The following is a 23,800-nucleotide window of genomic DNA, read 5'->3' on the forward strand; positions in this document are numbered from 1 at the left end:
ATGTGGTGCTTCGTTCCTATTTTCAGGAAAAAGAAAGAAGGACAGAGGTTTCGCTCCGTCCTTCAGCTCCTATTCTACCAGTTTTTTATTCACGTAAATAATAACCCCTGCGCCATATGCCAAAATAAGCGGCGGAATCAGCTGCTCCTGGCCTTGAAATGAGATAAAGCTGTTCAGCAGAATGAACAAACCGGAATTCAAGAAAAAGTAGCCTGCTATTCTGGCCAGCCGATCCTTATCCCGGATACGTGCCTCATTAAACCCCGCCAGCATCCACGTCTGTTTTTTGATCCCGACAAAATAGGCTACCACAAAGAATAAAAGCGAAATGACAATTAATAGATAATTGATGCTGATCTCCATATTACAGCCTCCTACAACATTACTTGACGTTTAAATAAAGAAAAAAAGCAGCACAGCTAACCACAATCAGCAGAAGGACGACGAATGCATTGATGAGCGGCTGCACAAGAAGCAGAACAGCCAAAAACAGCAGATAGCCCGCACCGACCCTAGAAATCGTGACAATCTCTTGTTGAGAGCGCATTTTGTTTTTTCTTACACCCGCAAACATCATTAACTTCTTCCGCTTCCACACATAGCCTGCGAGCACCGCCAAGTAAAGAGCCAATGGCGCATATCTGTATGAGGGCGGCAGCAGCGGCAGGAGTATGATTACAGCAATAAGAAAAACTGAAAGTCCGCTTTTTCCTAACACAGAACCCCTCCGTTTCTGTTCCTCCCCTTCACCCATCATCGCTTCGGCAAGCTCTTTCGGATGAGAAAACTCATTTTCGACAGCTTCCCGCAGATCCTCTACATTATGGCCGGCATTCATTCTGTCTTGAACAAAAGCGGTTAAATGGCCCTTCAGTTCGGCTATCGTGTTTTCTCTCTCTACTTCAGGCATATTCGCCAGCTCAGCGTTTAGTTCCTCCGTATAGCGGTCAATGATGTGCTGTGCATTCATAGCAAATCCCCCGATAAAGACAATAAAGCTTGATGGGTTTCCAGGTACTTCTCCAGCCGTTCTTTTAACATCTCTTCTCCTTTTTGCGTCATTTTATAGTACTTCCTTTTCGGGCCGTCCAAAGAATCTTGCCAAAAAAATTCGACCCAGTCCTTCTCCGTCATCCGTTTCAAAATCGGATAAATCGCACCCTCTGAAATAGCCAGTGCAGGGGTTGTTTTTAAGGACGATGTCAGCTCATAACCATACATCGGTTTTGAGCGCAGCAGGGATAAAATAGCCAGCTCGAAAATCCCTTTGCGAAATTGAACAATCCAGCGGTCGTTAATTTGATTCGTTTTCATGGTTTAAATATATCGAAAAAATCACTATATATCAATGACATATAGCTATGAAAAATGTCCTATTTTCCCCATTAACAAAAATGGAATTTCTCATACTTTTTAACCTTTTTATTACAGAAATGTTTTTATATTATGAAAAGTAAGAAAAATGAATTTCTTCAGTTTAAAAAGGAGCAGTCGAATGCAGAAATCGATATCATTTTTTATCATTTTTTCAGTTCTCTGGGGGTCTTTATTTCTGTTTTCAATCATTGGCAGCTTAGGGACAACCCCGATTCCGCTGACAAAGGACTCCAAATTTCTCATGTCCAGCGTCATTCCTCAAGGCTGGGGCTTTTTCAGCAAAAACCCCCGCGATACCGCCATCGGCTTATATGAAGATGGAGATGCCAGCGCCAAGGTCAGATGGCCTAATATGAGGGCTGATAACCTATTCGGCCTGTATCGTTATGGGCGATCGCAGGGCGTAGAAATGGGCGTTATCTACAGCCAAGTCGGCAAGGAACAGTGGACAGAATGTAAAGAAACGGACCTGAGTGCCTGCAAAAGCAAAGCCAAAACCGTTCAGCTGCAAACACCGGCGCCCCGCCCGCTGCTTTGCGGCAGCTATTATTTGACGAAAGAGGACATCGTTCCTTGGAGCTATTCTAAATACACCGCTTCGTCTTATCAGGTAAAAAGCATAGTCAAGGTTGTGATCTCATGCTCGAAAACATAAAACAGACCATCACCGGATGGGACAAAAAAAATCCGTGGACAAATGTATACGGACTCGCGCGAAGCATTATTGCTTTATCCAGCCTGCTGACGCTGCTTGTCAATCATCCGAGCCTCATTATGAAGCCAGCCAGCGGAATCAGCAGTTACCCTGCTTGTAAAATGAATCTCAGTCTCTTTTGCCTCGGCGAAAATAACTATATGATGTTAAATCTGTTCAGGTGGGTCTGTATTGCCATTCTGGTGCTTGTTGTGATCGGGTGGCGCCCCAGAATCACCGGGATTCTCCATTGGTATGTCAGTTACAGCCTGCAGTCGTCGTTAATTGTCATCGACGGAGGCGAGCAGGCAGCCGCGGTTATCACATTTTTGCTGATTCCTATCACGCTGACTGACCCGAGAAAATGGCATTGGAGCGGAAGACCTGATGATCCAGAGGGCCAAAGAACAATTGGTAAAATCACAGCTTTTATTTCTTATTTTGTCATCAGGCTTCAAGTAGCGGTACTTTACTTCCACTCTACTGTCGCTAAGCTGTCTCAGCAGGAATGGGTGGACGGAACGGCCGTCTATTATTTCGCCCAGGAAAAAACCATCGGCTTCAACGGCTTTTTCCAGGCTTTAACGAAGCCGTTTGTATCAAGTCCGTTTGTGGTGATTCCGACATGGGGGACGCTTCTCGTTCAGATTGTCATCTTTGCGGCACTGTTCGCGCCGAAGAAGCATTGGAGATTGATTTTAATTATCGCTGTTTTTATGCATGAGATATTCGCGGTTATGCTGGGTTTAATCAGCTTTTCACTCATCATGGCCGGCATTTTGATATTGTATCTCACTCCAATTGATTCCACGTTTCAATTTACATATATACGCAGACTGAAGTGGAATAAAAAAGAAAAGAAGGGAGAGGTTTCAGTTTGAAGAAGGCGTTTCTTGTATTTTTGTCGGTTGTATTGGTGACAACAGTGTTTTTGGTAAAGCAGCAGGAAAGTGTAGCACAGGCGAAGCAGCTTGAGTATTCAGGTGAAGAGATTTTTAAAGGGTTTGTGTTTGCTCAGGGTGAAGTGGGCAAAAAGCTTCCAGAGGTATTTAATAAAGCCATGACTGACAAGCTCAACACAAAACAGGCAAAGGCTTTTGCCAATCAGGTTGTTGCTGATATCAAAAAAGAGGATGCTGACTTTTTTGACAATCTGAAGAAAGCTGTTTACAGCAAAGATGCAATGAAGGTGGATGAACTGCTGAAAAAAGCAGGTCAAATCGTTGAAGAAAAAGTAGAAGCTGCAAAGGACATCGCCGCTTCCAAGGATGATACGTCCAGAGTTCAAGCCGAGCTCGTCAACACGGTCGATACCGCTAACTATTTCTATTATGTTTCTTATGTTGCCGCAGCCGGTGCGCTGATTCTTGTCATTCTTGCCATTGATATTACGCCGATCGCGATTTCAGACAATGTGGATCGCGAAATGGCAATCAGAACGCTGGTTGATGAATTAAATTAGAATTAAAAAAGGCTCGCTCCGCAGTTCTGCTGCAGGCGAGCCTTTTTCATGCACTATTTTTTCTCGTATGTCCAGCCGTCTTCCTGATACACTTTTCCGTTTTTCATTAAGTGGCCAAGCGCCCGTTTAAAGGCAGCCTTGCTCATGTTAAAACGTTCTTTGATATCATCAGGCTGGCTTTTGTCGCTGTACGGCATGGCGCCGTTTCTCGTTCTTAAATACGTTAGAATATACTCGGCATCAACAGACAGCGCATCTTGCTTTCTCGGAAGAAGCGACATATTCACTGAGCCGTCTTCCTTCACTTGAATCACACGTCCTGTCACTCTTGAGCCGAGTCTAGGCTCTTCTTTTCTTTCTGATGAATGAATAAAACCGCGGATTCCGTCATCCGTAATGATGAACGATCCTGAAGCGATCAGCCTGTACACCGTTCCGGTCAGCTCTTTATTCATCAGATCGTCTGAAGCGTCCGTAAACAGCTCGCTGATGATGTCCTCCGGTGCGGGTTTGGCAAACATGCGCCCCCGATTTGTCACCTTCAGCATACAGTAGAGCTTATCCCCTTTTTGCGGCCAGACATCTTCATACGGCGGCAGATGCTCTGTTGCGACAAGCGCGTCTTTCGAAAGGCCGACATCGACGAATACGCCCATATCCTCTACCGTGTCCACCACTTCTACCCAGCCGTACTCATCAGCGCTGATGACCGGAATTTTCATCGTTGCTGCAAGCCGTTCCTGCTGGTCAACGTATATAAAGACCTCTACCTCATCTCTATCTTCTATATCCTCTGTCACTTCACTGTTATGTAAGAGAATCGTATCTTCTCCATCGGTTAAAAAGTAACCGAAGTCCGTTTCGTGATCTATACTCAAGGTTAATTGCTGCCCTGGTCTCATGCTATCGTCCTTCCTCTTCCCGCTTATTTCACTGCGGATCTTGTTAACATTTTTTCCAATCATCACAAATTGATTCTTTGTTCTGTTGGAAGTTTCTCTTTATTCTACTATAATCAACACATAAGTTAAATGTTATGGAGGTTTTCATATGGCAAAAGAAAGTTCATTTGATATTGTATCCAAGGTGGAACTCCCTGAAGTGCAAAACGCGATTCAAATCGCACTGAAGGAAATCAGCACACGCTATGACTTCAAAGGGAGCAAAAGTGACATTTCATTAGATAAAGAAGAGCTTGTTCTTGTTTCCGATGACGAATTCAAATTAAGCCAGCTCAAGGATGTGCTTGTCAGCAAATTGATTAAGCGCAGCGTGCCGACAAAAAACATTGATTACGCCAAAATTGAGAACGCGTCCGGCGGCACCGTACGCCAGCGCGCAAAGCTTGTTCAAGGGATTGACAAAGACAACGCCAAAAAAATCAATACCATCATCAAAAACTCCGGACTGAAAGTAAAGTCTCAAGTGCAGGATGATCAAGTGCGTGTCACCGGAAAAAACAAGGATGATCTTCAGCAGGTTATCGCAGCCGTTCGAGGTGCTGATCTGCCAATTGACGTTCAATTTATAAATTTCAGATAAATTTTCTGATTCCTATTGATTATTGTCTTTATTTTCGGTAAATTTGGAGAAAGGGAAAATGCCAGGCATCTTTTGGCAGCTCCTGAACATGTAAAATTTCATATCCGTTCTTATCAAGAGAAGCAGAGGGACTGGCCCGACGAAGCTTCAGCAACCGGTGTAATGGCGCATTGCCATGACCAAGGTGCTAAATCCAGCAAGCTCGAACAGCTTGGAAGATAAGAAGAGACAATATCACTGACAAAGTCTTCTTCTTAAGAGGACTTTTTTTATTTCTCTTTTTTCCTTGCTGAATGCGAATAAAGGAGGCAGACAATGGGACTTTTAGAAGATTTGAAGAAACAGGTGTTAATCGGTGACGGCGCAATGGGCACGCTGCTTTACTCCTTCGGAATAGACAGGTGCTTTGAGGAGCTTAATCTTTCAAAACCTGAGGAAATTCAGCGTATACATAAAGCCTATGTCGAAGCGGGAGCAAACATCATTCAAACCAACACGTACGGAGCGAACTATATTAAATTATCAAGACACGGCCTTGAAGATGACATTAAAAAAATGAATCAGGAGGCAGTAAAAATCGCGCGGGCTTCCGCCGGCGATGCGTATGTGCTCGGGACGATGGGCGGCATCCGCACGTTTAACAAAAATGCGTACAGCCTTGACGAAATCAAACGAAGCTTTCGCGAACAGCTGTACTTACTGCTGCATGAAGAGCCGGACGGTTTGCTGTTAGAAACGTATTATGATTTGGAAGAAGCCCGTGAAGTGCTGAAAATCGCCCGGAAAGAAACCAATCTCCCGATTATGCTGAATGTATCCATGCATGAGCAAGGCGTACTTCAGGATGGAACGCCGCTTTCTGATGCGCTGCGCTCGGTTGCGGATCTCGGTGCCGATATCGTCGGCATTAACTGCCGGCTCGGCCCTTACCACATGATTGAAGCGCTCAGTGAAGTGCCGATTTTTGATGACGTGTTTTTATCTGTCTACCCGAACAGCAGCCTCCCCTCTCTCGAAGAAGGCCGGCTTGTATATGAAACTGACGACACGTATTTTCAAAACAGCGCGGCTGAGTTCCGCAAGCAAGGCGCGCGGATTATCGGCGGCTGCTGCGGCACCACGCCAAACCACATCCGGGCGATGGCAGAGGCTGTGGGCGGACTCGCCCCCGTTACGGAAAAGCATGTAAAGGTTCGGGCAAAGGAATTGGTGACTGTTCAGCACGAACGGACAGAGCCGGGATTAAATGAACTCGCTGCGGAAAAGCGCTCAATTATTGTTGAGCTGGACCCGCCGAAGAAATTGAGCTTTGACAAATTTCTGTCCGCCGCTGCTGAATTAAAAGAAGCGGGAATCGACGCCCTGACGCTCGCCGATAACTCCCTGGCAACCCCGCGGATCAGCAATGTTGCCTGCGGCGCCCTTGTTAAGCAGCAGCTCGATATGCGGTCTCTTGTCCATCTTACATGCCGGGACCGAAACATTATCGGCCTCCAGTCACATTTAATGGGACTCGACACATTAGGGCTGCATGATGTGCTGGCGATTACCGGCGATCCTTCTAAAATCGGTGATTTCCCGGGTGCAACGTCTGTCTATGACTTAACGTCCTTTGATTTAATCAGGCTGATTAAACAGTTCAATGAAGGGCTGTCTCTGTCCGGAAAACCGCTCGGAAAGAAAACCAATTTCTCAGTGGCCGCTGCTTTTAATCCAAACGTCCGCCATCTCGATAAAGCTGTAAAACGGCTGGAGAAAAAAATCGACTGCGGCGCCGATTATTTTATCTCACAGCCCGTCTATTCGGAGCAGCAGCTTGTCGATATTCATAATGAAACAAAGCATTTGAAGACTCCGATTTATATCGGCGTTATGCCGCTGACAAGCAGCCGGAACGCTGAGTTTATCCATAACGAAATTCCCGGCATCAAGCTGTCCGATTCCATCCGCGAAAAAATGGCGCGCGCCGGCGAAGATAAAGAGAAACAAAAGGCGGAAGGCCTTGCGATTGCACGCTCCCTTCTGGATACTGCCTGCGAGCTGTTTAACGGCATCTATTTAATCACGCCTTTTCTCAGATCCGACTTGACCTCAGAGCTTACTTCTTACATTAAGCAAAAAGATGAACAGCGTCAGAATATTTATTTGCATTAACATCCCTTACTAAGACTGTCCGAACCAATTGGGCAGTCTTTTTCAAACCCGATTCGTGTTACGATATAGAAAATAAATCACATAAGAGGAGGATCATCATGCTTGAAGTGAAAACCATTCCCGCAGAGGATACATATGAAATCCGGAACCGCATTTTGCGTCCCCATCAATCAATTGAACAATGCAAATATGAACAGGATCAAGCAGAAGGCTCTTTCCATCTCGGCGCTTTTTTTGAAGGAAAGCTGATCAGCATCGCTTCCTTTTCTCCCGAGAATCAGCCGCTATTGACTGATTCACCCGCATATCGGCTTAGAGGCATGGCAACGCTCGAAGAATACCGTGATCAAAAAGCCGGAAGCACACTGATCACATACGCGGAGCAGAAGCTGGCCGATATGGGCGTGCAGGCGGTCTGGTGCAACGCAAGATACCATGTGAAAGGCTATTACGAAAAGCTTGGCTGGAAAGAACTTGGCGAGCCGTTTGAGATTTCCGGCATTGGCACCCATATTGTGATGTACAAAAAACCAGGAACAAGCAGGTGATGACATGCATTCAGCGATTGAGCTGATTCAGCTTACTGAAAAACATGTGCCTGGCCTATTGCGTCTGTCCCGGCAAGCCGGGTGGCCGGATTACGGCGAACGAGAGCTGCAGTTGCTCGTAAAACACGGACGCTTCTTCGGGTATCAAAACAGCCAAGGAGACATCATCTCCTGCATCGGTTTGTTTTTGTATGGCCGACTTGCTTCTATCGGACTCGTTATCGTCGACAACGAGTCCAAACGGCGAGGCCTGGGGAGGCAGATGGTGAACGCGTGTATCAGCCAAGTCGATGAAAACACCGCCATCATGCTTTGCGCCACGAAGGAAGGTTTGCCGCTTTATGAAAAAGTCGGTTTTCAAACTGCGGGTTCAATCCGCAAATACAGCTGTCAAAGCTTCAAGCCGCTTACAAAGCAGCATGACATTGAACTGACATCTTTTACAGAAAAGGATTTTCCGGAATTAATCGCGGCTGATCAAGCCGCCTTTGGCGGAGACAGAGCAGCACTTCTGCATCATTTGATCTCTCAATCAGCGGAATGTGTAATTGCCAGAAATAATGAAGGCACATTCATTGGCTATGGCTTATCTGTACAAACACCGGCCAATCTGAAATTAGGCCCGCTTATCGCACCTTCACCGGGTCTCGCTGCTGTATTGGTCAACAGGCTGGCCGCAGGAAAACAAGGGCCGTTGCGAATCGACGTGCCTGGGGACAACCCGTTTCTGCATGACAGCCTGGAAGCAATGGGATTTCACTTAGACGATGAGCCCCCGCTTATGATGTACCAAAAAAAGACGCTGCCTGCACGAAACAGACAATTATTCGCTGTCATCTCACAAGCGCTCGGTTAACCCTTTTTTACCCGAACAGGAAGATTCTGTTCGGTTTTTTTAATGCCTTCAGGGACACTCTAAGCAGAAGAAAAGGAGTGTGCTTTGAGATGGAAACATCAAAACAAAATAACGGAATGACGATTGTAGCTATCGGTTCTATCCCTTTAATATTAACCCTTGGAAACTCTATGCTTATTCCTATACTGCCAAAAATGAAATCTGAACTTCATTTATCCCAATTTCAAGTCAGTCTCGTGATCACGGTGTTTTCCCTGATTGCGGCGTTTGCGATTCCGATTGTCGGCTATCTCGCAGACCGGTTTTCACGGAAAATCATCATTATTCCCTGCTTATTTTTGTATGGAGCAGGCGGATTGCTGGCCGGGTTTGCGGCAGGTTTTTTTGACAATGCTTATCCGTGGGTCATGGCTGGCCGGGCTCTTCAGGGTATCGGAGCAGCCGGAACGGGACCGATTGCGATGGCGCTGTCAGCGGACCTATTTAAAGGCGCACAGGAAAGCAGAGTGCTCGGCCTTGTTGAAGCGTCAAACGGAATGGGGAAAGTTCTATCGCCGATTATTGGCTCACTTATCGCCCTGATCGTTTGGTATGGCGCATTTTTTGCCTTTCCTGTGTTTTGTATCATTTCAATCGTGCTGACTTGGATTTTTATTAAAGAAAAGGAAAAAGAAAAAGAACCGCCTCCTATCGGAAAATATGCAAAAGGGCTGTTAAGTGTATTTAAGCATGAAGGCAGATGGCTGTTTACCGCTTATTTAGCCGGGGCTACCTGTTTGTTTACCTTATTCGGCATTTTGTTTTACCTATCAGACGTACTGGAAAAAACTTACGATACAGACGGCGTCAAAAAAGGGCTGATTTTGGCGATTCCCCTTTTGGTCATGTGTGTGACATCCTATACGACGGGCAGCAAAATCGGACAAAAGCAATCGTTAATGAAAAAGCTGATCGTCATCGGTTTAACGTTTATGACTGTGTCTTACGCGGCACTGTCATTCATTGAAAATCTCGTCCTGTTTATCAGCGTTCTCGTGCTGAGCAGTATCGGTTCAGGCCTTGTCCTTCCTTGTATAAACAGCTTTATCACAGGTGCTGTCGGCAAAGAACGACGGGGTTTTGTGACATCGCTGTACGGATCAGTCCGTTTTCTGGGCGTGGCGATCGGGCCTCCTATTTTCGGGCGCTTGATGCAGTGGTCAAGACCCGGCATGTTCTTAAGCATTGCGGGCTTGACACTGGTTGTCGGTATTCTTGTGCTTACGCTGATTCATGTCAAACAAAATAAAGACGAGACGAATGAAAAAGAAGAGCCTGCAATGAATGGCAATCGGCTTCAGCCGGCTGAGGAAAGGTAGCGTCCGGTTTGAAAATCGAACGGATCGAGACTTTTCCGCTCTTGCACCGATTAGAGAAACCTTACGGAGATGCAAACGGATTTAAACAATACCGGACATGCTATCTGATCAGAATTATCACAGAAAGCGGCATTGACGGCTGGGGAGAGTGCGCGGATTGGCTCCCGGCCCTGCATGTCGGTTTCACAAAACGAATCATTCCCTATCTCTTAGGTAAACAGGCAGGCAGCCGCCTGCCTTTAGTGCGCACAATCAAAAAATGGCATCAGCGGGCGGCATCGGCTGTAAGCATGGCACTGACGGAGATTGCGGCGAAAGCGGCAGGTTGTTCCGTATGCGACATGTGGGGCGGGCGGTACAGAGAAGAACTCCCTGTATATGCCTCTTTCCAATCCTATTCAGACCATCCGCAATGGATCAGCAGCTCGCTTACGAATGTTGAAGTTCAATTGAAACAGGGCTTCAATCAAATTAAAGTCAAAATCGGCGGGACAACCTTTGAGGAAGATGTGCGGCATATCACCGCCCTGCAAAACAATGCCGGCAGCTCTGTTTCTATTATTCTGGACGCAAACCAAAGCTACGATACAGCAGCAGCTTTAAAGTGGGAGCGTCTTTTTTCGAAATGGGCCAATATCAGCTGGCTGGAAGAGCCTCTGCCTTTTGACCAGCCGCAGGATTACACTTTGCTGCGGAGCCGTTTATCCGTTCCTGTCGCCGGCGGAGAAAATATGAAAGGCGCGGCACAATTTGCACCTCTCCTCTCACAGCGCAGCCTGGATATTATTCAGCCTGATGTCATGCATGTCAATGGAATCGATGAGTTTCGCGACTGCCTCCAGCTCGCGCGTTATTTCGGTGTGAGAGTGTCTGCCCATGCCTATGACGGCGCTCTTTCCCGGCTTTATGCTTTATTTGCGCAGGCCTGTCTGCCTCCGTGGTCAAAAATGGAGAACGACCAAATTGAACCGATTGAGTGGGACGTAATGGAGAATCCTTTTACAGAACTGATCAGCCTTCAGCCTTCAAAAGGAATCGTGCACATACCGAAAGGAACAGGGATCGGCAGAGAAATCAATACGGAGATCATCAATCGGTATATGTGGGATGGTTCAGCGTTTTAAGCTGTACCATCCCTTTATTTATAGACATAAATCATGGACAGCCTCATAAAATGGTAACAGCGGACAAGTCTTTTCATAAAGGAGCAAATGACTTAATGGCTGAACTGCTGATGAAAGCAAAACTCACGTTTATGATTGTCACAGGCGGTGTATTACAGGGACTCGGCATGTCCTTATTTTTATTTCCGCATGATATTCCGACAGGCGGGGCGGCAGGTATTGCGGTCTTATTGCACCATTTGTTTCACATTCCCCACGGCTTCTCGGTATGGGCTGTGAATGTGTCGATGCTTTTCACTGCTTTAAAATGGCTGGAGATGAGAACATTCACCGGCACTCTCGCCTCGATTACCGTCACCTCTGTATCGGTATTGGTCTTCGATGTCATTTTTCCGGACATCACCTCAAACCTGTGGCTTGATTTGGCAAGCGGCGCTGTTTTATTAGGACTCGGCATCGGACTTTTATACAAATATAAAATTTCTAACGGGGGGTTTGGAGCCCTTGCTCTTATGATCTCAATTTACCGGGGCGGAAACCCGGGAACCATCTTGCTCATTATGAATTGCGTCATTTTTATGATTACCGCATCAATTATTGCCTGGGGCATTGTGATTCAAGCTCTGATTTGCCAAGTGATATCAACAAGAGTCATCGACTTCATCTATAACATCCGCCTGACCTCTCTTCCCATACTTACGCCTATGTACCGTCATAAAAAATAATAGGCAAGAGGCTCTCCCGATACAGAGAGCCCCGCAGCCGCTGTTTTACAAAAAAAAGGTATCGGATCTTAACCCCAAGCGCAAAGTCTCCAGAGCAATCGCATCATGAAATGAGATATTCGCCAAATTGACATTCGGCCCAATCCTTTGGATAAAACCTTGCTGGAGCGTTTTGTTCGGTGCTTCAAATATCATTCGGCTGATATCAATATCCGACAAAATGATATCATCAACAATTTGAAACCGGACATCTCCGCTGCTGGAACAGATCCCCCCTGTCCCGCTTTCCCTTGCTTCCGTAATCACTTTCTCTGCGCCTGCCTCCATATCTTCGAGAATATACTCAAGCCATTCCTCAGAGCACTGGCAGCTTGATACTTCCTCATCCTTGCTGCCCACCTCGCTGAGCACAAGAAATTCATCAGAAAAATCAGCAATGTAAGCCGCTTTTTCTTTATTCGTCATCGGGAGAGTGCCGTTTGAAATCTCAATATATTCGCACCCGAAGTATGTGCAGTACCGATGAAATTCGTTGACTTTATTCTGGCTTACATATTTCTCAAACAGCGTGCCGCCGAAGAAAAACTTCACATCATGCTCTTTCAGGGAGCTGATTTTTTCTTCAAGGTCTTTCGTAAGTAATGAAGTGCCCCAGCCGAATTTCACAAAATCTATATAGTCGGATGCCGCGCCTATCACATCTTTGAAAAACTGTAAGGGGTAGCCGTTGTCGATTAAAATGGTCTGTCCGTTTTCTCTCGGTTTACTTGTTCTCACTGGCAATTCTAGTGAAAAATCATTCATATCATGACCCTCTCTATCGTTGGAACTTCTCTTTCTTGTTTTACTTTCATCACGAAGTCGCCCATTATTTCTTTTGTACAGTACGCAATGTCTTCCGGATCAAATAACGGCTGGCTGCTGTCAAAAAACTTCTCCGCAACGGATGAGTTTTTGATTCTTTCAATCACTTCAGCCGCCGCACCATTCGTCCCTTCTATGATGCTTTTGATATATTCCGCACACGCCATATCATCATCACCTGACGGATGGGAAGCCACAATGTTCAGCACACAATCTTTTGCAGCGAGCTTTTTCACATATTCCGCTGTTGTTCTGGCATTAGAAAATCCGGTCACAAAAAGATGCTTGGCCTTCAGCGCTCCTAACGCCGCTGTGACGCCGTTTGTCGTTTTCTGGATCAGCCGCTTATCCGCCATATCCTGCTCTGCCATACGCTTTGGAGAATTATCCAAATCAAATCCTTTGATTCCGACCCCCTTTTCCTCTCCTGTTAATACATAATCCGGATAGGTTTCTTTCAACTTGAAGGCTTCCTCAGTTGTCCGGACCAAGAGAATTTCTTTCGCCCCGCCGATAAAAGCAAAATGGGCCACGGTAAAGGCTCGAATGACGTCAATAACGATATTGATATCTGCCGGGGCAAGTGAATGATGATGCCCCTGATAAATGGTAATCGGCATAATACCTCTCCTTGGGCATAAAACCATTTTGCTAAAAAGCATATTCAGCTGGTCTCTTATTGGTTCCGCCGCGCCTCCGTCTCCTCATTTTAGGCGGCCGCACACCTAAAAACCCTGAACCTTTATCTCAAAAGTGAATAGTCTGCCTATAACTCGATCAATAGATAAAAAAACAGACAGATGCAAAACGGGGGGAAAATATTGAACGAACACATCACCTTTGACACATGGAACGAAACGCTGGCAAAAGAGATGACAGACCAATTGATCGATGAGCTCGATGTATTGAAATGGGCTTACAGGACATACGGGGATAAGATCGTGTATGCATGCAGCTTTGGCGCTGAAGGGATGGTGCTTCTCGACTTAATTTCAAAGATCAACAAACATGCGCACATCATCTTTTTAGATACAGGGCTCCATTTTCAGGAAACATATGAGCTGATCGAAGCCGTCAAACAAAAATACCCGGCATTTACGATCCAGCTGCTTGAACCCGAGCTGAACTTAAAAGAACAAGCGGCGCAATACGGCGATGAATTATGGAAACACAACCCGAATCTCTGCTGCCAATTACGGAAAATCGCACCTCTGCAAAAACACTTATCAGGCATGACAGCTTGGATTTCAGGTCTGCGCCGGGAGCAATCGCCGACGAGAAAGCATATTCAATTCATCAATCAGGATCAGAAATTTAAGCTTATTAAGGTCTGTCCGCTCATTCACTGGACATGGGATGATGTTTGGACGTACATCCGGCTCCACAATTTGCCTTACAACAAACTGCACGATCAAAATTACCCGAGCATAGGCTGTGAAATGTGCACATTGCCTTCTTCAAACCCAAATGATGAGAGAGCGGGAAGATGGGCCGGACGCGAGAAAACTGAATGCGGTCTGCACCAGGAATGAAAGACCGTATGTCGTGAGAATGGAAGCGCCGGCAGGTCTCAATCTACATTTTCTATTGATGAGAAAGCCCGTCCAGCGAAGAAATGGCAGACTATTAAAAAACAATGTAAAACGCAAAGATGGAGGTTAAGCACGTGAATGCAATCGAGCCCCATGGAGGGGTGTTAATCAACCGCATCGATCCCGCATGCACTTTTGATGGCTGCACTTGCGAAGCTGAGCTTGATCAGCTGGCACTGAGCGACCTCGAGCTTATCGCGATCGGCGGCTACAGCCCGTTAACAGGTTTTTTGGGAGAAAAAGATTATCATTCCGTTGTGAAAGAGATGAGGCTGGCGAACGGTTTGCCGTGGAGCCTGCCTATTACGCTGCCTGTCAGCGAAGAAACAGCCAAACAGCTGTCTGTCGGAAATCACGTGAAGCTTGTGAAACACGGCGTGACGTACGGCATGATGACAGTGACCGATATCTATCAGCCAGACAAATCACAGGAGGCGCTGTCTGTTTATAAAACAAACGATCCCGCACACCCCGGAGTAAAAAAACTGCTGGAGCGTCCGGACTTTTATATTGGAGGGCCTATCCTTGTCAGCCGCCTTCCCGATAAGTCCTTCGAACAGTTTTATGCAGCGCCGGCACAAACGAGAACGGCCTTTGAAAAGCTCGGCTGGAAAACGATTGTCGGCTTTCAGACGCGGAATCCCGTTCACAGAGCCCATGAATATATTCAAAAAACAGCGTTGGAAACCGTCGACGGTCTGCTGCTTCATCCGCTAGTAGGAGAAACGAAATCAGATGATATTCCGAGTGATATCAGAATGGAAAGCTACCAAGTACTGCTTGACCAGTATTATCCAAAGGATCGGGTGATGTTATCGGTGTTCCCTGCCGCCATGCGGTATGCCGGGCCGCGTGAAGCGATTTTCCATGCGCTCGTCCGCAAAAATTACGGCTGCACCCATTTTATCGTCGGACGCGATCATGCAGGCGTCGGCAGCTATTACGGAACATACGACGCACAGACCATTTTCAGATCATTCACCGAGGAAGAGCTGGGCATCAAGCCGCTGTTTTTTGAGCATAGCTTTTACTGCCGGAAATGCGGAAATATGGGCACCTCTAAAACGTGTCCGCACAGCGCGAGAGATCACATCCATTTATCAGGCACCAAAGTGAGGGAGCTTCTCCGCCAAGGCAAAAAGCCGCCGAAAGAATTCAGCCGGCCCGAGGTTGCAAGCGTGCTGATAAAAGGGCTCCATCAGCAGCCTGTTGCCATTCAGAGAAACAGCGGGGGATCAGAATGACACACAACCCGAATATCGTTTGGCATCCAGCGGTGATCCAAAAATCTGACAGACAGAGCTTAAACGGACATAAAAGCTGCGCCCTTTGGTTTACCGGTCTGTCCGGCTCAGGAAAATCAGTGCTCGCCAATGCCGTAGATGAAAAGCTCTATCACATGGGAATTCGGAGTTATGTCCTTGACGGCGATAATATCCGCCACGGATTGAATCGAGATCTCGGCTTTCGGACTGAGGACAGAATCGAAAACATCCGCCGGATCGGGGAAGTCGCAAAGCTGTTTGTCGATAGCGGCCAAATGATCTTAACAGCCTTTATTTCTCCGTTCAGAGAGGATCGGGATATGGTCAGAGCGCTGTTTCCCGACGGAGAATTTCTCGAAATTTATGTGAAGTGCCCGCTCCAGGTTTGTGAACAGCGGGACCCGAAAGGTCTTTATAAAAAAGCGCGCAACGGAGACATTAAACATTTCACGGGGATTGATTCTCCCTATGAAGCGCCTCTTTCTCCCGATTTGATCATTGAATCCGACCAAACGTCCATTGCGGATGGGGCTGATTTGATCATCAAAGAATTGCAGCACAAAGGCATCATTTAAAAAACCCGACATTGATCGGGTTTTTTTATTTAGCAAACTGCGCAATCAGGCTGTTTATTTTTTCTTTTTCCTCATAAAAGAGCCCGTGCCCATTGTTTTCAAACGGAACCAATTCCGACTGCTTTATGCCGCGTTTTAATTCTTTGGCAAAATCAAACGGAGCGATTTTGTCCTTTCTGCCGTGCAGGATGAGTGTCGGCACCTTGATTTCCGCCATATCCTTTCTGAGATCCTCGTCTCTTAACGCAATGCCTGAGTGAATCGTTCCGTAAGAGGAAGCATCCAGCAAAAGATTCTGGAACCATTGCTGGAACTCCGGAGAAACTTGTTTTTCGAAAAACTGTCTTCCCAGGTCAGCAAGCGTTTTCGGCCGATCGCTTTTGAATTGTTCAATCATGTCATCAATGTCCTGTTTCCTCATGCCGTACGGATAACCCGGGCGCTTTGTAAATGCTGGCGCGGCCGCTGACAATAAAACAAGTTTATCGATATCGGCGCTCTCATGCCTTGCCATGTAACGGATCGCAATTGCGCCGCCCATCGAAAAGCCGGCGAGAATCGCATTCTCAAGCTGAAGCGTATAAATAACGGCTTTCACGTCATCTGCCATCGTATTATAATCGTAGCCTTCCCACGGGCGGTCGGAATCACCGTAGCCCCGAAAATCGATGCCAATAAAACGGAAACCTCTTTTCGGCAGCTCATTCATTTGATATTCAAACATCTTATGATTCAGCGGCCAGCCATGCAAGAAGATAATAGGCCTTCCATGCCCGATATCCTCCACAAACAGTGTCACATGCTCCTCGGTTTTTACGTAATGCCCCACTCCACATTCCTCCTGTTCCCTTTTCTTTCCCGTCTTGTAAACGCCTTGACGTTCGGGAAGCTTTGCATTTATGCTTACAAAACAAGCGGGGTGCAGCACCCAGAAAAGGCTCTTCACGTTTTACTATATGTATCAATCCGCGGAAACGATCTATGAAATTGATCCTGATGGCTTTAGGTCATTCAGGAATGTAAAGGATGTCAAATCATGAATAAAACAGCGATTCAAAAACCGTACGTACCAGAAAACCTGCAAGCCGCCGATTTTCATGAAACGGCTGCAACAGATGATGTGATCAGCATGCATTTATTTGAAGATTGTTCAATTTCCGGTGAAGACATAGACAGGCTTTGTATTGAAAAAACCGTATTTCGGAATGTCGTGTTTATCGATGTTTCCTTTCGTTTTATTGAGCTGACAGATGTAATTTTCGAAAAATGCGATTTATCGAACGCTGATTTCAGCGGGGCTGTTCTGCACAGAACTTTATTTAAGCAATCGAAAATGGTCGGGATGAACTTGGCGGACTCAACGCTGCGGAATGTGTCGTTCGAGGAATGTCACGGACAATTCATTTCATTTTATTATTCGAATATGAAACACGTTCTGTTTCATCATTGTGTCCTTCTGCAAAGTGAATGCAGCAGCATGGCGCTCCAGCAGACATACTTTGATGCGTGCGAACTAGAGGGCGCCAACTTTACCGGTACGTCACTTCAAAACGTGGACATCAGCTCCTGCCGGTTTGAACAGATCCATGTCTCACTAGACAAATTAAAGGGCTGCAAAATTGCTCCGGAGCACGCAATGGCCTTTGCGAGAGCGCTGGGAGCTGTCATCGTCTAGCTTAAGCCTGCGTCATCAGGCGGCGGGCTGTATCTGCAGCCGCCTTGATGCCGATTTTCAAATCCTGAAGAGACGCATAGGAATACGACAGCCGGATGCTGTGCCGGTCTTCGCCGTCATAAACGGAACCGGGGTTCACCAGCACCTGCTGTTTCAGTAATTCAAGAAACAGCTGCCTGACAGGCAGTTGTTTCTTGAATGTGACCCATATATAAAAGCCGCCGGCTGGGATGCGCCACTCGGCAATATCTCCTGCATACTGCTGAAGTAACTGAAGTGCCGCGTCTCTCCTTTTCTTCAGCTCCTTTCTTACCCAAGCGAGGTGTTCTTCATAATATCCTTGTGACAGCCATTGCGCCGCGGCCCATTGAGAGAGGCCGCTCGATCCGTAATCCGTCTGCATTTTAATGTCAGCCAGCCTTTCAACAACTGGTTCCGGACCGGCCAGCCAGCCGATTCGAAGACCGGGGCTTACTGTTTTCGAAAACGTGCCGAGATACAGGACATTGCCTTCCTGATCCATCGACTTTAACGGCAGCGGCGGCTGTTCTTCAAACCACAAATCACCGTATGCATCATCCTCAATGACCGGCAGCTGCTCTTTTTTTGACAGACTGACAACCTCTTCCCTTCTCTTCTCCGACATCACAATGCCAGTAGGATTATGAAACGACGGAATCGTGTAAAGCAGCTGGCCCCCGTATTGCTTCCGGTAAGCTGAAATCAGCCCCGCCTGCATTCCTTCTTCATCCATCGGCACACCGCGAAGCCGCATCCCTGCGGATTGAAAAACATGCAAAGAGTGAAGATAGGAAGGTTTTTCTGTCAAAATGACTGAGTCTCGTTTTAAAAGCCCGATCGAAATGAGCTGGAGCGCCTGCAGTGCGCCGGATACAATTAAAATGGCTGAAGGTGACACATTGATATGCTTTGTTTTTAAATGCTCAGCCACCGCCTCCCGCAGGTCTATATTTCCTTTCGGCTGTTCGTATCCTAAAGACAGAACATGCGGATTGATTTGCTGAAACATCCTGCGCATCGTTTCAGCCGGCAGCAGCTCTGATGAAAGCTCTCCAGTCCCCAGCCGAATGATATCCGCTCGCGCCTCGTTTTTATTGATATCCTGAATGGTAGAAGAATTGGGATGATGAATCCCTGAGCGGACATAGGTGCTCCAATCAAGCGGCGGAGCCGACGCAAGCACGCTCCATGTGCTGTTTACTACCTTTGTGCCGCCGCCTCTTCTCCCCTCTAACAGACCTTGAGACGTGAGTTCATCAATCGCCGATGTCACTGTGCTTCGGTTGACCTGAAACATATCCGCCAGCGTTCTTTGCGACGGAATTTTCGTCCCTACAGCCCACTCGCCATGGAGAATTTTTTCTTTTATATATTGTTCGATTTGCCGATGAAGCGGAATGTCCGATTCACGGCTCGGCTGCCAATGTGACAACGTTATGCCCCCTTTTTTCACATTATACATTTGGCTGGTTTCAAAACCAACCAAATGGCCGGAGACATGTAAAATCTTCTCTATTATTATGAGAAAAACAGATGTGAAAGGAGTTTTTTTCAGCATGAATGCAATGATTCACGGAATCGTGCTGGCCTTCGGCTTAATTTTGCCGCTGGGGGCGCAGAATGTATTTATTTTTCAGCAGGGAGCGTGGCAAAGGCATATTTTGCTGGCGCTTCCAGCCGTCATCAGTGCTTCTGTCTGCGATACCCTGCTCATTGTGTTAGCGGTTGCGGGTGTATCTGTCATTGTGCAGCAGGTGCCTGTTTTTGAGACGGGAATGATGGCCGTGGGATTTTTGTTTCTCATTTACATGGGCTGGGTGACATGGAACAGCCGTCCGAAAACGGATGACAAAGAAAACAATATATTCACAGCAAAGAAACAAGCCGCATTTGCCGCAGCCGTGTCTCTGTTAAACCCGCACGCCATTTTAGACACTGTCGGCGTCATCGGTACAAGCTCTTTGCAGTATTCAGGGCTGGAGAAATGGCTCTTTATGGCCGCCTGCATCGCTGTGTCTTGGATTTGGTTGATCAGTCTTGCGATAGCGGGCCGGCTGTTCCAGACGATAGATACGAGCGGCAGGCTTATGTTGATCGTAAACAAATGTTCTGCGGTGGTAATGTGGGCTGCCGCCGTCTATTTCTTGTTCTCGATCTTTCGTTAACTGGAGGAAACCACAGCCTAAACATCGAATTGTATTTAGAAAAGGGGGCGATGTTTGTGACTGATGCTAAACAATTTTATGACTACCATTCCTGGGCGAACAAGCGAATCTTGAACCATATCGAACACCTGCCGGAGGGAACTGCTTATCAAGAAGTAAAGAGCGTATTCCCTTCAGTCAGTGACGTACTGCTTCATATGTGCAGGGCTGACTACATATGGCTGAACGTTCTTTCGGGAGTGGACTACCAAGAGATTATAGACGGCACAGGGAAGTTCGAGTCCGCGCATGGCAATATGACAGCGATTAAACAGCACGCTTCCGAGTTGGAATTACAGTATCATCATTTCTTCAGCCGCCAAACGGACTTAGAACAGACCTTCTCCATGCAGCATCCGAAACTCGGTACACTGGAATCAACCTATGCAGACACCATCCTGCATGTCGTCAATCACGGCACTTATCACAGAGGGAACGTGACAGCCATGCTAAGACAGCTGGGTCATTCAGGCGTACCTACTGATTATATGTACTTTTTATATGAGAAAAGAGAAAGCAAGGGCTAAACTGTCCTTGCTTTTTTTGGCGGAAAAGCCTCGAATGGAACCTATTAACTTTTACATACCTGTATAAGCACGCTCCACATCAAGCTGTACAGACCTGCCGCTTCGATACGAATCGGTCGCGGCGATGCCGACTTCTAAATTGATTGTCGCATCGACATCTGTCACAATCGGTGTTTTTCCATTTCGGACGCACTCTGCAAAATGCTGCAGTTCTAAGCAGTAGGCTTCATGAAAACGAGTTTGAAAGTCTGGGATGATCTCATAGCTGCTCCCTTTAGCAGTCAGGATGGTCACATTTTGGTTTCTCAATGTCCCTATGAAAATACTGCCCTCTGTCCCGATAATTTCTGCACGGATATCATGGCCGTATGGAGAGGTTCTGCTTGCCTCGACGTCTCCCGCTGCGCCGGAATCAAATTCTAAATACGTCAGCGCCTGATCAACATCGCCGTATTGTTCCATAAACGGGTTGTTTAAAATCCGGCCGTGTCCGGAAACAGAAGTGATCTCCGCTCCGAGCAAATATCGGGCAATATCGTAATCATGGATGGAACAGTCGATAAAGATCCCTCCGCTATGTTTGATAAACTCAGCGGGAGGCGCTCCTTGATCGCGTGTAAAGCCTTTATAATAGATGGGTTTGCCGATCTCTCCCGCGTCTATCCGCCGTTTCGCATCCGCATATGCAGGATCAAAACGCCTCATAAAACCGACTTGGCAGATGACACCTGTCTCTTTTATTGTTTCAGAAACTGATTTTGATTCCTCAAGGTTTAATGTCAGCGGTTTTTCAACGAAAATCTGTTTGCCGTTTTCCGCCGCTTTGATGATCATTTCCCCATGTGTGCTTGTCGGCGTTACGATGACCACTGCATCAATCTCGGGATCTGCTAAAATCTCATGCGGATCATCCGACCATTTTTCAAGCCCGAATTCTTTAGCGACCTGCTCTGCTCTTTCTGTCATCGGATCACCGACACTGACAAGCTCAGCTCCCGGAACGCTGGTCATAAGGTTTCTTGCGTGATAGTATCCCAGTCTCCCTAACCCTAATACCGCGCATCTTACTCGATTTCCCATGTCCTCATCTCTCCTTAGTCTCCTTTTTTACCGCCTAATGAAAGCGCTTTATCAGAATTAAAAAAATAGCGGTTCATCCCACTATTTGACCGATATATTTTTGCGCAAGCGCTTTCTCAAAAGGTGATTTCATTTTACAATGTCCTTTCTTCCCATGCAATATCTTTTTCGCCTTCGCTGTCAAAAAGAAAAGAACCCGCTGCATTATCGGATTCTTTTCTTGAACGGTGCTGTAGAATGTCTGATCACTAGCTCGGGTGATAACACGATTTTTTGTTTTGCCTTTCGTTTTCCTTCGATTTCTTCCGCCAGCAGTTCAATGACGCGCTGCCCCATTTCTTTAATCGGCTGGGCTACCGTTGTCAGGGGCGGATCGACCATTTCAGCAAGGATGGTGTTATCAAACCCGATGATGGACAGGTCATCCGGAACCTTGATGCCTCTTATTCTCGCCGCCTGAATGGCGGCACAGGCCAATACATCGTTAAAAGCAAAAATAGCCGTTGGCCTATCCCTGTCCAGCAATTTTCCCGCCTCTTCCTTTCCGCTCTCCAAAGAGAAGCGTGTCGGAACGATCAGCGACTCATCGACCGGCACATTCGCTTCCCCCATCGCCTGCCGGAATCCTTTGATTCTGTCTGTTTCACCTGTCGTTGACCCATCACCCACAATGCAGGCAATCCTCGTGTGGCCCAGTGACAAAAGATGCTTCGCCGCCTCATACCCGCCGAGAACATCATCCATCACGACGATATCCATCGGTAGAAGGGGCTTATCCTGTGAAATCATGGCGAGCGGGATATGTTCGCTAATGATTTCCTCTAAAGCTGACATGCTGTCATGATTCTCAATTCCTGTCGCAAAAATGATGCCGTCTACGTTTTTTTGCTTTAGGACAGAAAAATATTTCGTTTCTTTTTTCGGATCGTAATCGGTACTGCAAATGATCATCTGAAAACCAAGCTCATCCGCTCTTTCCTCTATGCTTTTCGCGAGCTCGCCGTAAAACGGGTTTGAAATATCAGGCGTCACAAGGCCGATAATATTGGTCCGCTTTCCCGTTAAAGCAGCGGCGTGGACATTGGGCGTGTACTCCATTTCCTTCATCACATTCATGACCCTTTGCCTTGTTTTGTCGCTGATCCGGCCCGTATGGTTAATGACGCGCGATACGGTCGTGATCGAGACACCCGCCTTCCTCGCCACATCGTAAATTGTCGTTTTCATCTTCATCCCTCGTCTGCTTATTGAACTTTCCGGCTGACAATTTTCCGGTATTCAATTGGTGAAATGCCTTCAATTTGCTTAAAGAGCTTTGAAAAGTATGTCGGGTCCTCCATTCCAATCGTTTCCGCGATGACGCCCATTTTATCATTTGTCGAGGATAAAAGACGCTTTGCTTCAGTCATTCTCACCCGATTTGTGTATTGGCCCGGCGTGACACCAAGCACTTGCTGCATGCAGCGGGTCACATAATCCTGATTATAGTGCAAGGCGAGCGACAGATCCTTGATTGTCGTTTTCTCCTTATAATGCTCCTGTAAGTATCGGGCCGCCTCCCATGCCACCCGCTCTTTTGCAGACGGAATTTGAAACGCCTCCTTTTGAAGGTGCAGCATCAGCTCTTCAAACAAGATTTGTTTTCTGAGCGGCAAATCGGAGTTTTCTGCGGAGTAATCAATGAGCCTTTCAAACTGCTGCGCCATAAATTGCGGGCGCTGCACCTTGCCTTTTCTCGGCAATGCGAGTCCATAGCGGGCCGGCTCCTCGAAGCTCCCCTTTTCCTGCTGAAGCTCTGCCCAATTGCTGCCCCCTTTTGCAGTAAATTCATATTGATGTTCATCAAAGTGAAGCCAATAATAGGAGGTCGCTTCATCACTGCCCTTTGTCCCATAGTGTTCAAGACCGGGAGAAAGCAAGATATATTCGCCCCCTTCAACAGAGAACGATTTTTCATTTTCAGTGATATATAACGTCCCCTGCTTGACGTATATCAGATCAAATACAGAAAAAACGCGTTTGACATGGGTTTCTCCTTTTTTAAAAACACCTTCTCCGGCTGCAATAAACACCGGAAAAGGCGGGACTGTAAACAGGATGCGAGGCAATTTGATCACCCTCCTTTTTAAGTCGGATTTTTGCAAGAAGTATCGTTTC

25 protein-coding genes, 2 pseudogenes and 1 riboswitch are annotated in these 23,800 nt (G+C 46.8%); of the genes and pseudogenes, 16 read left to right on the forward strand and 11 right to left on the reverse strand.

Annotated elements, in window-relative coordinates; translation table 11 throughout:
* Nucleotides 1-69: 69 nt before the first annotated feature.
* Genes LNN34_RS10565 through LNN34_RS10575 form a run of 3 tightly spaced genes read right to left on the reverse strand, consistent with a single transcriptional unit; the run spans nt 70 to nt 1,314 of the window.
* Nucleotides 70-363 (reverse strand): DUF3784 domain-containing protein, encoded by a 294-nt coding sequence (locus LNN34_RS10565; RefSeq protein ID WP_024120885.1) that lies wholly within the window; start codon nt 361-363, stop codon nt 70-72.
* Between the two features lie 19 nt (nt 364-382).
* The gene (locus tag LNN34_RS10570) at nt 383-970 is read right to left on the reverse strand and encodes an HAAS signaling domain-containing protein (RefSeq protein WP_101863844.1); all 588 of its coding nucleotides are present in this window, start codon (nt 968-970) and stop codon (nt 383-385) included.
* A complete protein-coding gene (locus LNN34_RS10575; RefSeq protein ID WP_010333707.1) occupies nt 967-1,314 on the reverse strand; it encodes a PadR family transcriptional regulator in 348 nt (115 codons plus the stop codon). Before LNN34_RS10575 ends, LNN34_RS10570 begins: the two co-directional genes overlap by 4 nt.
* Nucleotides 1,315-1,495: 181 nt before the next feature.
* Here LNN34_RS10575 and LNN34_RS10580 point away from each other — a divergent pair, with 181 nt between their 5' ends.
* Genes LNN34_RS10580 through LNN34_RS10590 form a run of 3 tightly spaced genes read left to right on the forward strand, consistent with a single transcriptional unit; the run spans nt 1,496 to nt 3,533 of the window.
* Nucleotides 1,496-2,032 (forward strand): SdpA family antimicrobial peptide system protein, encoded by a 537-nt coding sequence (locus tag LNN34_RS10580; RefSeq protein ID WP_024120883.1) that lies wholly within the window; start codon nt 1,496-1,498, stop codon nt 2,030-2,032.
* Nucleotides 2,017-2,952, forward strand: a complete 936-nt coding sequence (locus tag LNN34_RS10585) for a sporulation-delaying protein SdpB family protein (RefSeq protein ID WP_024120882.1) — start codon at nt 2,017-2,019, stop codon at nt 2,950-2,952. The genes LNN34_RS10580 and LNN34_RS10585 overlap by 16 nt, the downstream gene beginning before the upstream one ends.
* Nucleotides 2,949-3,533: a sporulation delaying protein family toxin gene (locus tag LNN34_RS10590; RefSeq protein WP_024120881.1), complete on the forward strand. Its 585-nt coding sequence runs from the start codon at nt 2,949-2,951 to the stop codon at nt 3,531-3,533. The genes LNN34_RS10585 and LNN34_RS10590 overlap by 4 nt, the downstream gene beginning before the upstream one ends.
* 53 nt (nt 3,534-3,586) lie before the next feature.
* Here LNN34_RS10590 and LNN34_RS10595 read toward each other — a convergent pair.
* Nucleotides 3,587-4,485: pseudogene (locus LNN34_RS10595) on the reverse strand (S1 RNA-binding domain-containing protein).
* 98 nt (nt 4,486-4,583) lie between these two features.
* Between LNN34_RS10595 and LNN34_RS10600 the strand changes: the two are divergent.
* From LNN34_RS10600 to LNN34_RS10630, 7 genes are all read left to right on the forward strand, one after another.
* Nucleotides 4,584-5,075 (forward strand): YajQ family cyclic di-GMP-binding protein, encoded by a 492-nt coding sequence (locus tag LNN34_RS10600; protein ID WP_044156433.1) that lies wholly within the window; start codon nt 4,584-4,586, stop codon nt 5,073-5,075.
* 107 nt (nt 5,076-5,182) lie between these two features.
* A riboswitch (SAM riboswitch) is annotated at nt 5,183-5,300 on the forward strand.
* A 90-nt stretch (nt 5,301-5,390) separates the two neighbouring features.
* On the forward strand, nt 5,391-7,229 hold the full coding sequence (locus LNN34_RS10605) for a bifunctional homocysteine S-methyltransferase/methylenetetrahydrofolate reductase (RefSeq protein ID WP_059293062.1): 1,839 nt from the start codon (nt 5,391-5,393) through the stop codon (nt 7,227-7,229).
* Nucleotides 7,230-7,327: 98 nt separating this feature from the next.
* The gene (locus LNN34_RS10610; protein WP_217827165.1) at nt 7,328-7,777 is read left to right on the forward strand and encodes a GNAT family N-acetyltransferase; all 450 of its coding nucleotides are present in this window, start codon (nt 7,328-7,330) and stop codon (nt 7,775-7,777) included.
* 4 nt (nt 7,778-7,781) lie between these two features.
* Nucleotides 7,782-8,633 (forward strand): GNAT family N-acetyltransferase, encoded by an 852-nt coding sequence (locus LNN34_RS10615; RefSeq protein ID WP_229043310.1) that lies wholly within the window; start codon nt 7,782-7,784, stop codon nt 8,631-8,633.
* An 89-nt stretch (nt 8,634-8,722) separates the two neighbouring features.
* Nucleotides 8,723-9,991, forward strand: coding sequence for an MFS transporter (locus tag LNN34_RS10620; protein ID WP_215510667.1), 1,269 nt, complete (start codon nt 8,723-8,725; stop codon nt 9,989-9,991).
* A gap of 8 nt (nt 9,992-9,999) precedes the next feature.
* Entirely contained in the window at nt 10,000-11,115 is a 1,116-nt protein-coding gene (locus LNN34_RS10625) for a mandelate racemase/muconate lactonizing enzyme family protein (protein WP_106294501.1), read from the forward strand.
* Nucleotides 11,116-11,210: 95 nt separating this feature from the next.
* The gene (locus tag LNN34_RS10630) at nt 11,211-11,840 is read left to right on the forward strand and encodes a YitT family protein (RefSeq protein WP_044156440.1); all 630 of its coding nucleotides are present in this window, start codon (nt 11,211-11,213) and stop codon (nt 11,838-11,840) included.
* A gap of 45 nt (nt 11,841-11,885) precedes the next feature.
* On the opposite strand, the gene LNN34_RS10635 is transcribed toward LNN34_RS10630, so the two are convergent.
* Both LNN34_RS10635 and LNN34_RS10640 read right to left on the reverse strand, forming a co-directional pair.
* Nucleotides 11,886-12,644 carry a phosphosulfolactate synthase gene (locus tag LNN34_RS10635; RefSeq protein WP_044156442.1) on the reverse strand — a complete coding sequence of 253 codons (759 nt, stop codon included), beginning with the start codon at nt 12,642-12,644 and terminating at the stop codon, nt 11,886-11,888.
* On the reverse strand, nt 12,641-13,324 hold the full coding sequence (locus LNN34_RS10640) for a 2-phosphosulfolactate phosphatase (RefSeq protein ID WP_059293065.1): 684 nt from the start codon (nt 13,322-13,324) through the stop codon (nt 12,641-12,643). Before LNN34_RS10640 ends, LNN34_RS10635 begins: the two co-directional genes overlap by 4 nt.
* Before the next feature lie 201 nt (nt 13,325-13,525).
* Here LNN34_RS10640 and LNN34_RS10645 point away from each other — a divergent pair, with 201 nt between their 5' ends.
* The 3 genes from LNN34_RS10645 (at nt 13,526) to cysC (ending at nt 16,136) form a co-directional block, all read left to right on the forward strand.
* The gene (locus tag LNN34_RS10645) at nt 13,526-14,236 is read left to right on the forward strand and encodes a phosphoadenylyl-sulfate reductase (protein ID WP_083244448.1); all 711 of its coding nucleotides are present in this window, start codon (nt 13,526-13,528) and stop codon (nt 14,234-14,236) included.
* Between the two features lie 134 nt (nt 14,237-14,370).
* Complete coding sequence (gene sat / locus LNN34_RS10650; protein WP_193660354.1) at nt 14,371-15,540, forward strand: sulfate adenylyltransferase; 1,170 nt, start codon at nt 14,371-14,373, stop codon at nt 15,538-15,540.
* On the forward strand, nt 15,537-16,136 hold the full coding sequence (gene cysC, locus LNN34_RS10655; protein ID WP_059336310.1) for an adenylyl-sulfate kinase: 600 nt from the start codon (nt 15,537-15,539) through the stop codon (nt 16,134-16,136). Before sat ends, cysC begins: the two co-directional genes overlap by 4 nt.
* A 25-nt stretch (nt 16,137-16,161) precedes the next feature.
* On the opposite strand, the gene LNN34_RS10660 is transcribed toward cysC, so the two are convergent.
* Nucleotides 16,162-16,965 carry an alpha/beta fold hydrolase gene (locus tag LNN34_RS10660; RefSeq protein WP_059336312.1) on the reverse strand — a complete coding sequence of 268 codons (804 nt, stop codon included), beginning with the start codon at nt 16,963-16,965 and terminating at the stop codon, nt 16,162-16,164.
* Nucleotides 16,966-17,172: 207 nt separating this feature from the next.
* On the opposite strand from LNN34_RS10660, the gene LNN34_RS10665 reads away from it, so the two are divergent.
* Nucleotides 17,173-17,811 carry a pentapeptide repeat-containing protein gene (locus LNN34_RS10665; RefSeq protein WP_229043312.1) on the forward strand — a complete coding sequence of 213 codons (639 nt, stop codon included), beginning with the start codon at nt 17,173-17,175 and terminating at the stop codon, nt 17,809-17,811.
* Between the two features lies 1 nt (nt 17,812).
* Here the strand turns inward: LNN34_RS10665 and LNN34_RS10670 are convergent, their stop codons facing one another.
* Nucleotides 17,813-19,270 carry a PLP-dependent aminotransferase family protein gene (locus LNN34_RS10670; RefSeq protein ID WP_229043477.1) on the reverse strand — a complete coding sequence of 486 codons (1,458 nt, stop codon included), beginning with the start codon at nt 19,268-19,270 and terminating at the stop codon, nt 17,813-17,815.
* A gap of 87 nt (nt 19,271-19,357) precedes the next feature.
* On the opposite strand from LNN34_RS10670, the pseudogene LNN34_RS10675 reads away from it, so the two are divergent.
* Nucleotides 19,358-19,997 (forward strand): annotated as a pseudogene (locus LNN34_RS10675) (LysE/ArgO family amino acid transporter); the annotation flags it as partial.
* Nucleotides 19,998-20,053: 56 nt separating this feature from the next.
* Entirely contained in the window at nt 20,054-20,563 is a 510-nt protein-coding gene (locus LNN34_RS10680) for a DinB family protein (protein WP_059293070.1), read from the forward strand.
* A 51-nt stretch (nt 20,564-20,614) separates the two neighbouring features.
* On the opposite strand, the gene LNN34_RS10685 is transcribed toward LNN34_RS10680, so the two are convergent.
* The 3 genes from LNN34_RS10685 to LNN34_RS10695 all read right to left on the reverse strand — a co-directional run bounded on the left by LNN34_RS10685 (nt 20,615) and on the right by LNN34_RS10695 (nt 23,751).
* Nucleotides 20,615-21,643 carry a Gfo/Idh/MocA family oxidoreductase gene (locus tag LNN34_RS10685; protein WP_059293071.1) on the reverse strand — a complete coding sequence of 343 codons (1,029 nt, stop codon included), beginning with the start codon at nt 21,641-21,643 and terminating at the stop codon, nt 20,615-20,617.
* A 204-nt stretch (nt 21,644-21,847) separates the two neighbouring features.
* Nucleotides 21,848-22,870, reverse strand: coding sequence for a LacI family DNA-binding transcriptional regulator (locus tag LNN34_RS10690; protein WP_044156456.1), 1,023 nt, complete (start codon nt 22,868-22,870; stop codon nt 21,848-21,850).
* Nucleotides 22,871-22,887: 17 nt separating this feature from the next.
* The gene (locus LNN34_RS10695; RefSeq protein WP_095713660.1) at nt 22,888-23,751 is read right to left on the reverse strand and encodes an AraC family transcriptional regulator; all 864 of its coding nucleotides are present in this window, start codon (nt 23,749-23,751) and stop codon (nt 22,888-22,890) included.
* Nucleotides 23,752-23,800 lie beyond the last annotated feature (49 nt).

It is taken from the genome of Bacillus sp. AF23 (assembly GCF_020861455.1).
Taxonomy (GTDB): domain Bacteria; phylum Bacillota; class Bacilli; order Bacillales; family Bacillaceae; genus Bacillus; species Bacillus halotolerans.

Coding starts and splice junctions, on each gene's coding strand:
- LNN34_RS10565 (WP_024120885.1), bottom strand. CDS start 363: ATGGAGATCAGCATCAATTATCTATTAATTGTCATTTCGCTTTTATTC.
- LNN34_RS10570 (WP_101863844.1), bottom strand. CDS start 970: ATGAATGCACAGCACATCATTGACCGCTATACGGAGGAACTAAACGCT.
- LNN34_RS10575 (WP_010333707.1), bottom strand. CDS start 1,314: ATGAAAACGAATCAAATTAACGACCGCTGGATTGTTCAATTTCGCAAA.
- LNN34_RS10580 (WP_024120883.1), top strand. CDS start 1,496: ATGCAGAAATCGATATCATTTTTTATCATTTTTTCAGTTCTCTGGGGG.
- LNN34_RS10585 (WP_024120882.1), top strand. CDS start 2,017: ATGCTCGAAAACATAAAACAGACCATCACCGGATGGGACAAAAAAAAT.
- LNN34_RS10600 (WP_044156433.1), top strand. CDS start 4,584: ATGGCAAAAGAAAGTTCATTTGATATTGTATCCAAGGTGGAACTCCCT.
- LNN34_RS10605 (WP_059293062.1), top strand. CDS start 5,391: ATGGGACTTTTAGAAGATTTGAAGAAACAGGTGTTAATCGGTGACGGC.
- LNN34_RS10610 (WP_217827165.1), top strand. CDS start 7,328: ATGCTTGAAGTGAAAACCATTCCCGCAGAGGATACATATGAAATCCGG.
- LNN34_RS10615 (WP_229043310.1), top strand. CDS start 7,782: ATGCATTCAGCGATTGAGCTGATTCAGCTTACTGAAAAACATGTGCCT.
- LNN34_RS10620 (WP_215510667.1), top strand. CDS start 8,723: ATGGAAACATCAAAACAAAATAACGGAATGACGATTGTAGCTATCGGT.
- LNN34_RS10630 (WP_044156440.1), top strand. CDS start 11,211: ATGGCTGAACTGCTGATGAAAGCAAAACTCACGTTTATGATTGTCACA.
- LNN34_RS10635 (WP_044156442.1), bottom strand. CDS start 12,644: ATGAATGATTTTTCACTAGAATTGCCAGTGAGAACAAGTAAACCGAGA.
- LNN34_RS10640 (WP_059293065.1), bottom strand. CDS start 13,324: ATGCCGATTACCATTTATCAGGGGCATCATCATTCACTTGCCCCGGCA.
- cysC (WP_059336310.1), top strand. CDS start 15,537: ATGACACACAACCCGAATATCGTTTGGCATCCAGCGGTGATCCAAAAA.
- LNN34_RS10665 (WP_229043312.1), top strand. CDS start 17,173: ATGAATAAAACAGCGATTCAAAAACCGTACGTACCAGAAAACCTGCAA.
- LNN34_RS10685 (WP_059293071.1), bottom strand. CDS start 21,643: ATGGGAAATCGAGTAAGATGCGCGGTATTAGGGTTAGGGAGACTGGGA.
- LNN34_RS10690 (WP_044156456.1), bottom strand. CDS start 22,870: ATGAAAACGACAATTTACGATGTGGCGAGGAAGGCGGGTGTCTCGATC.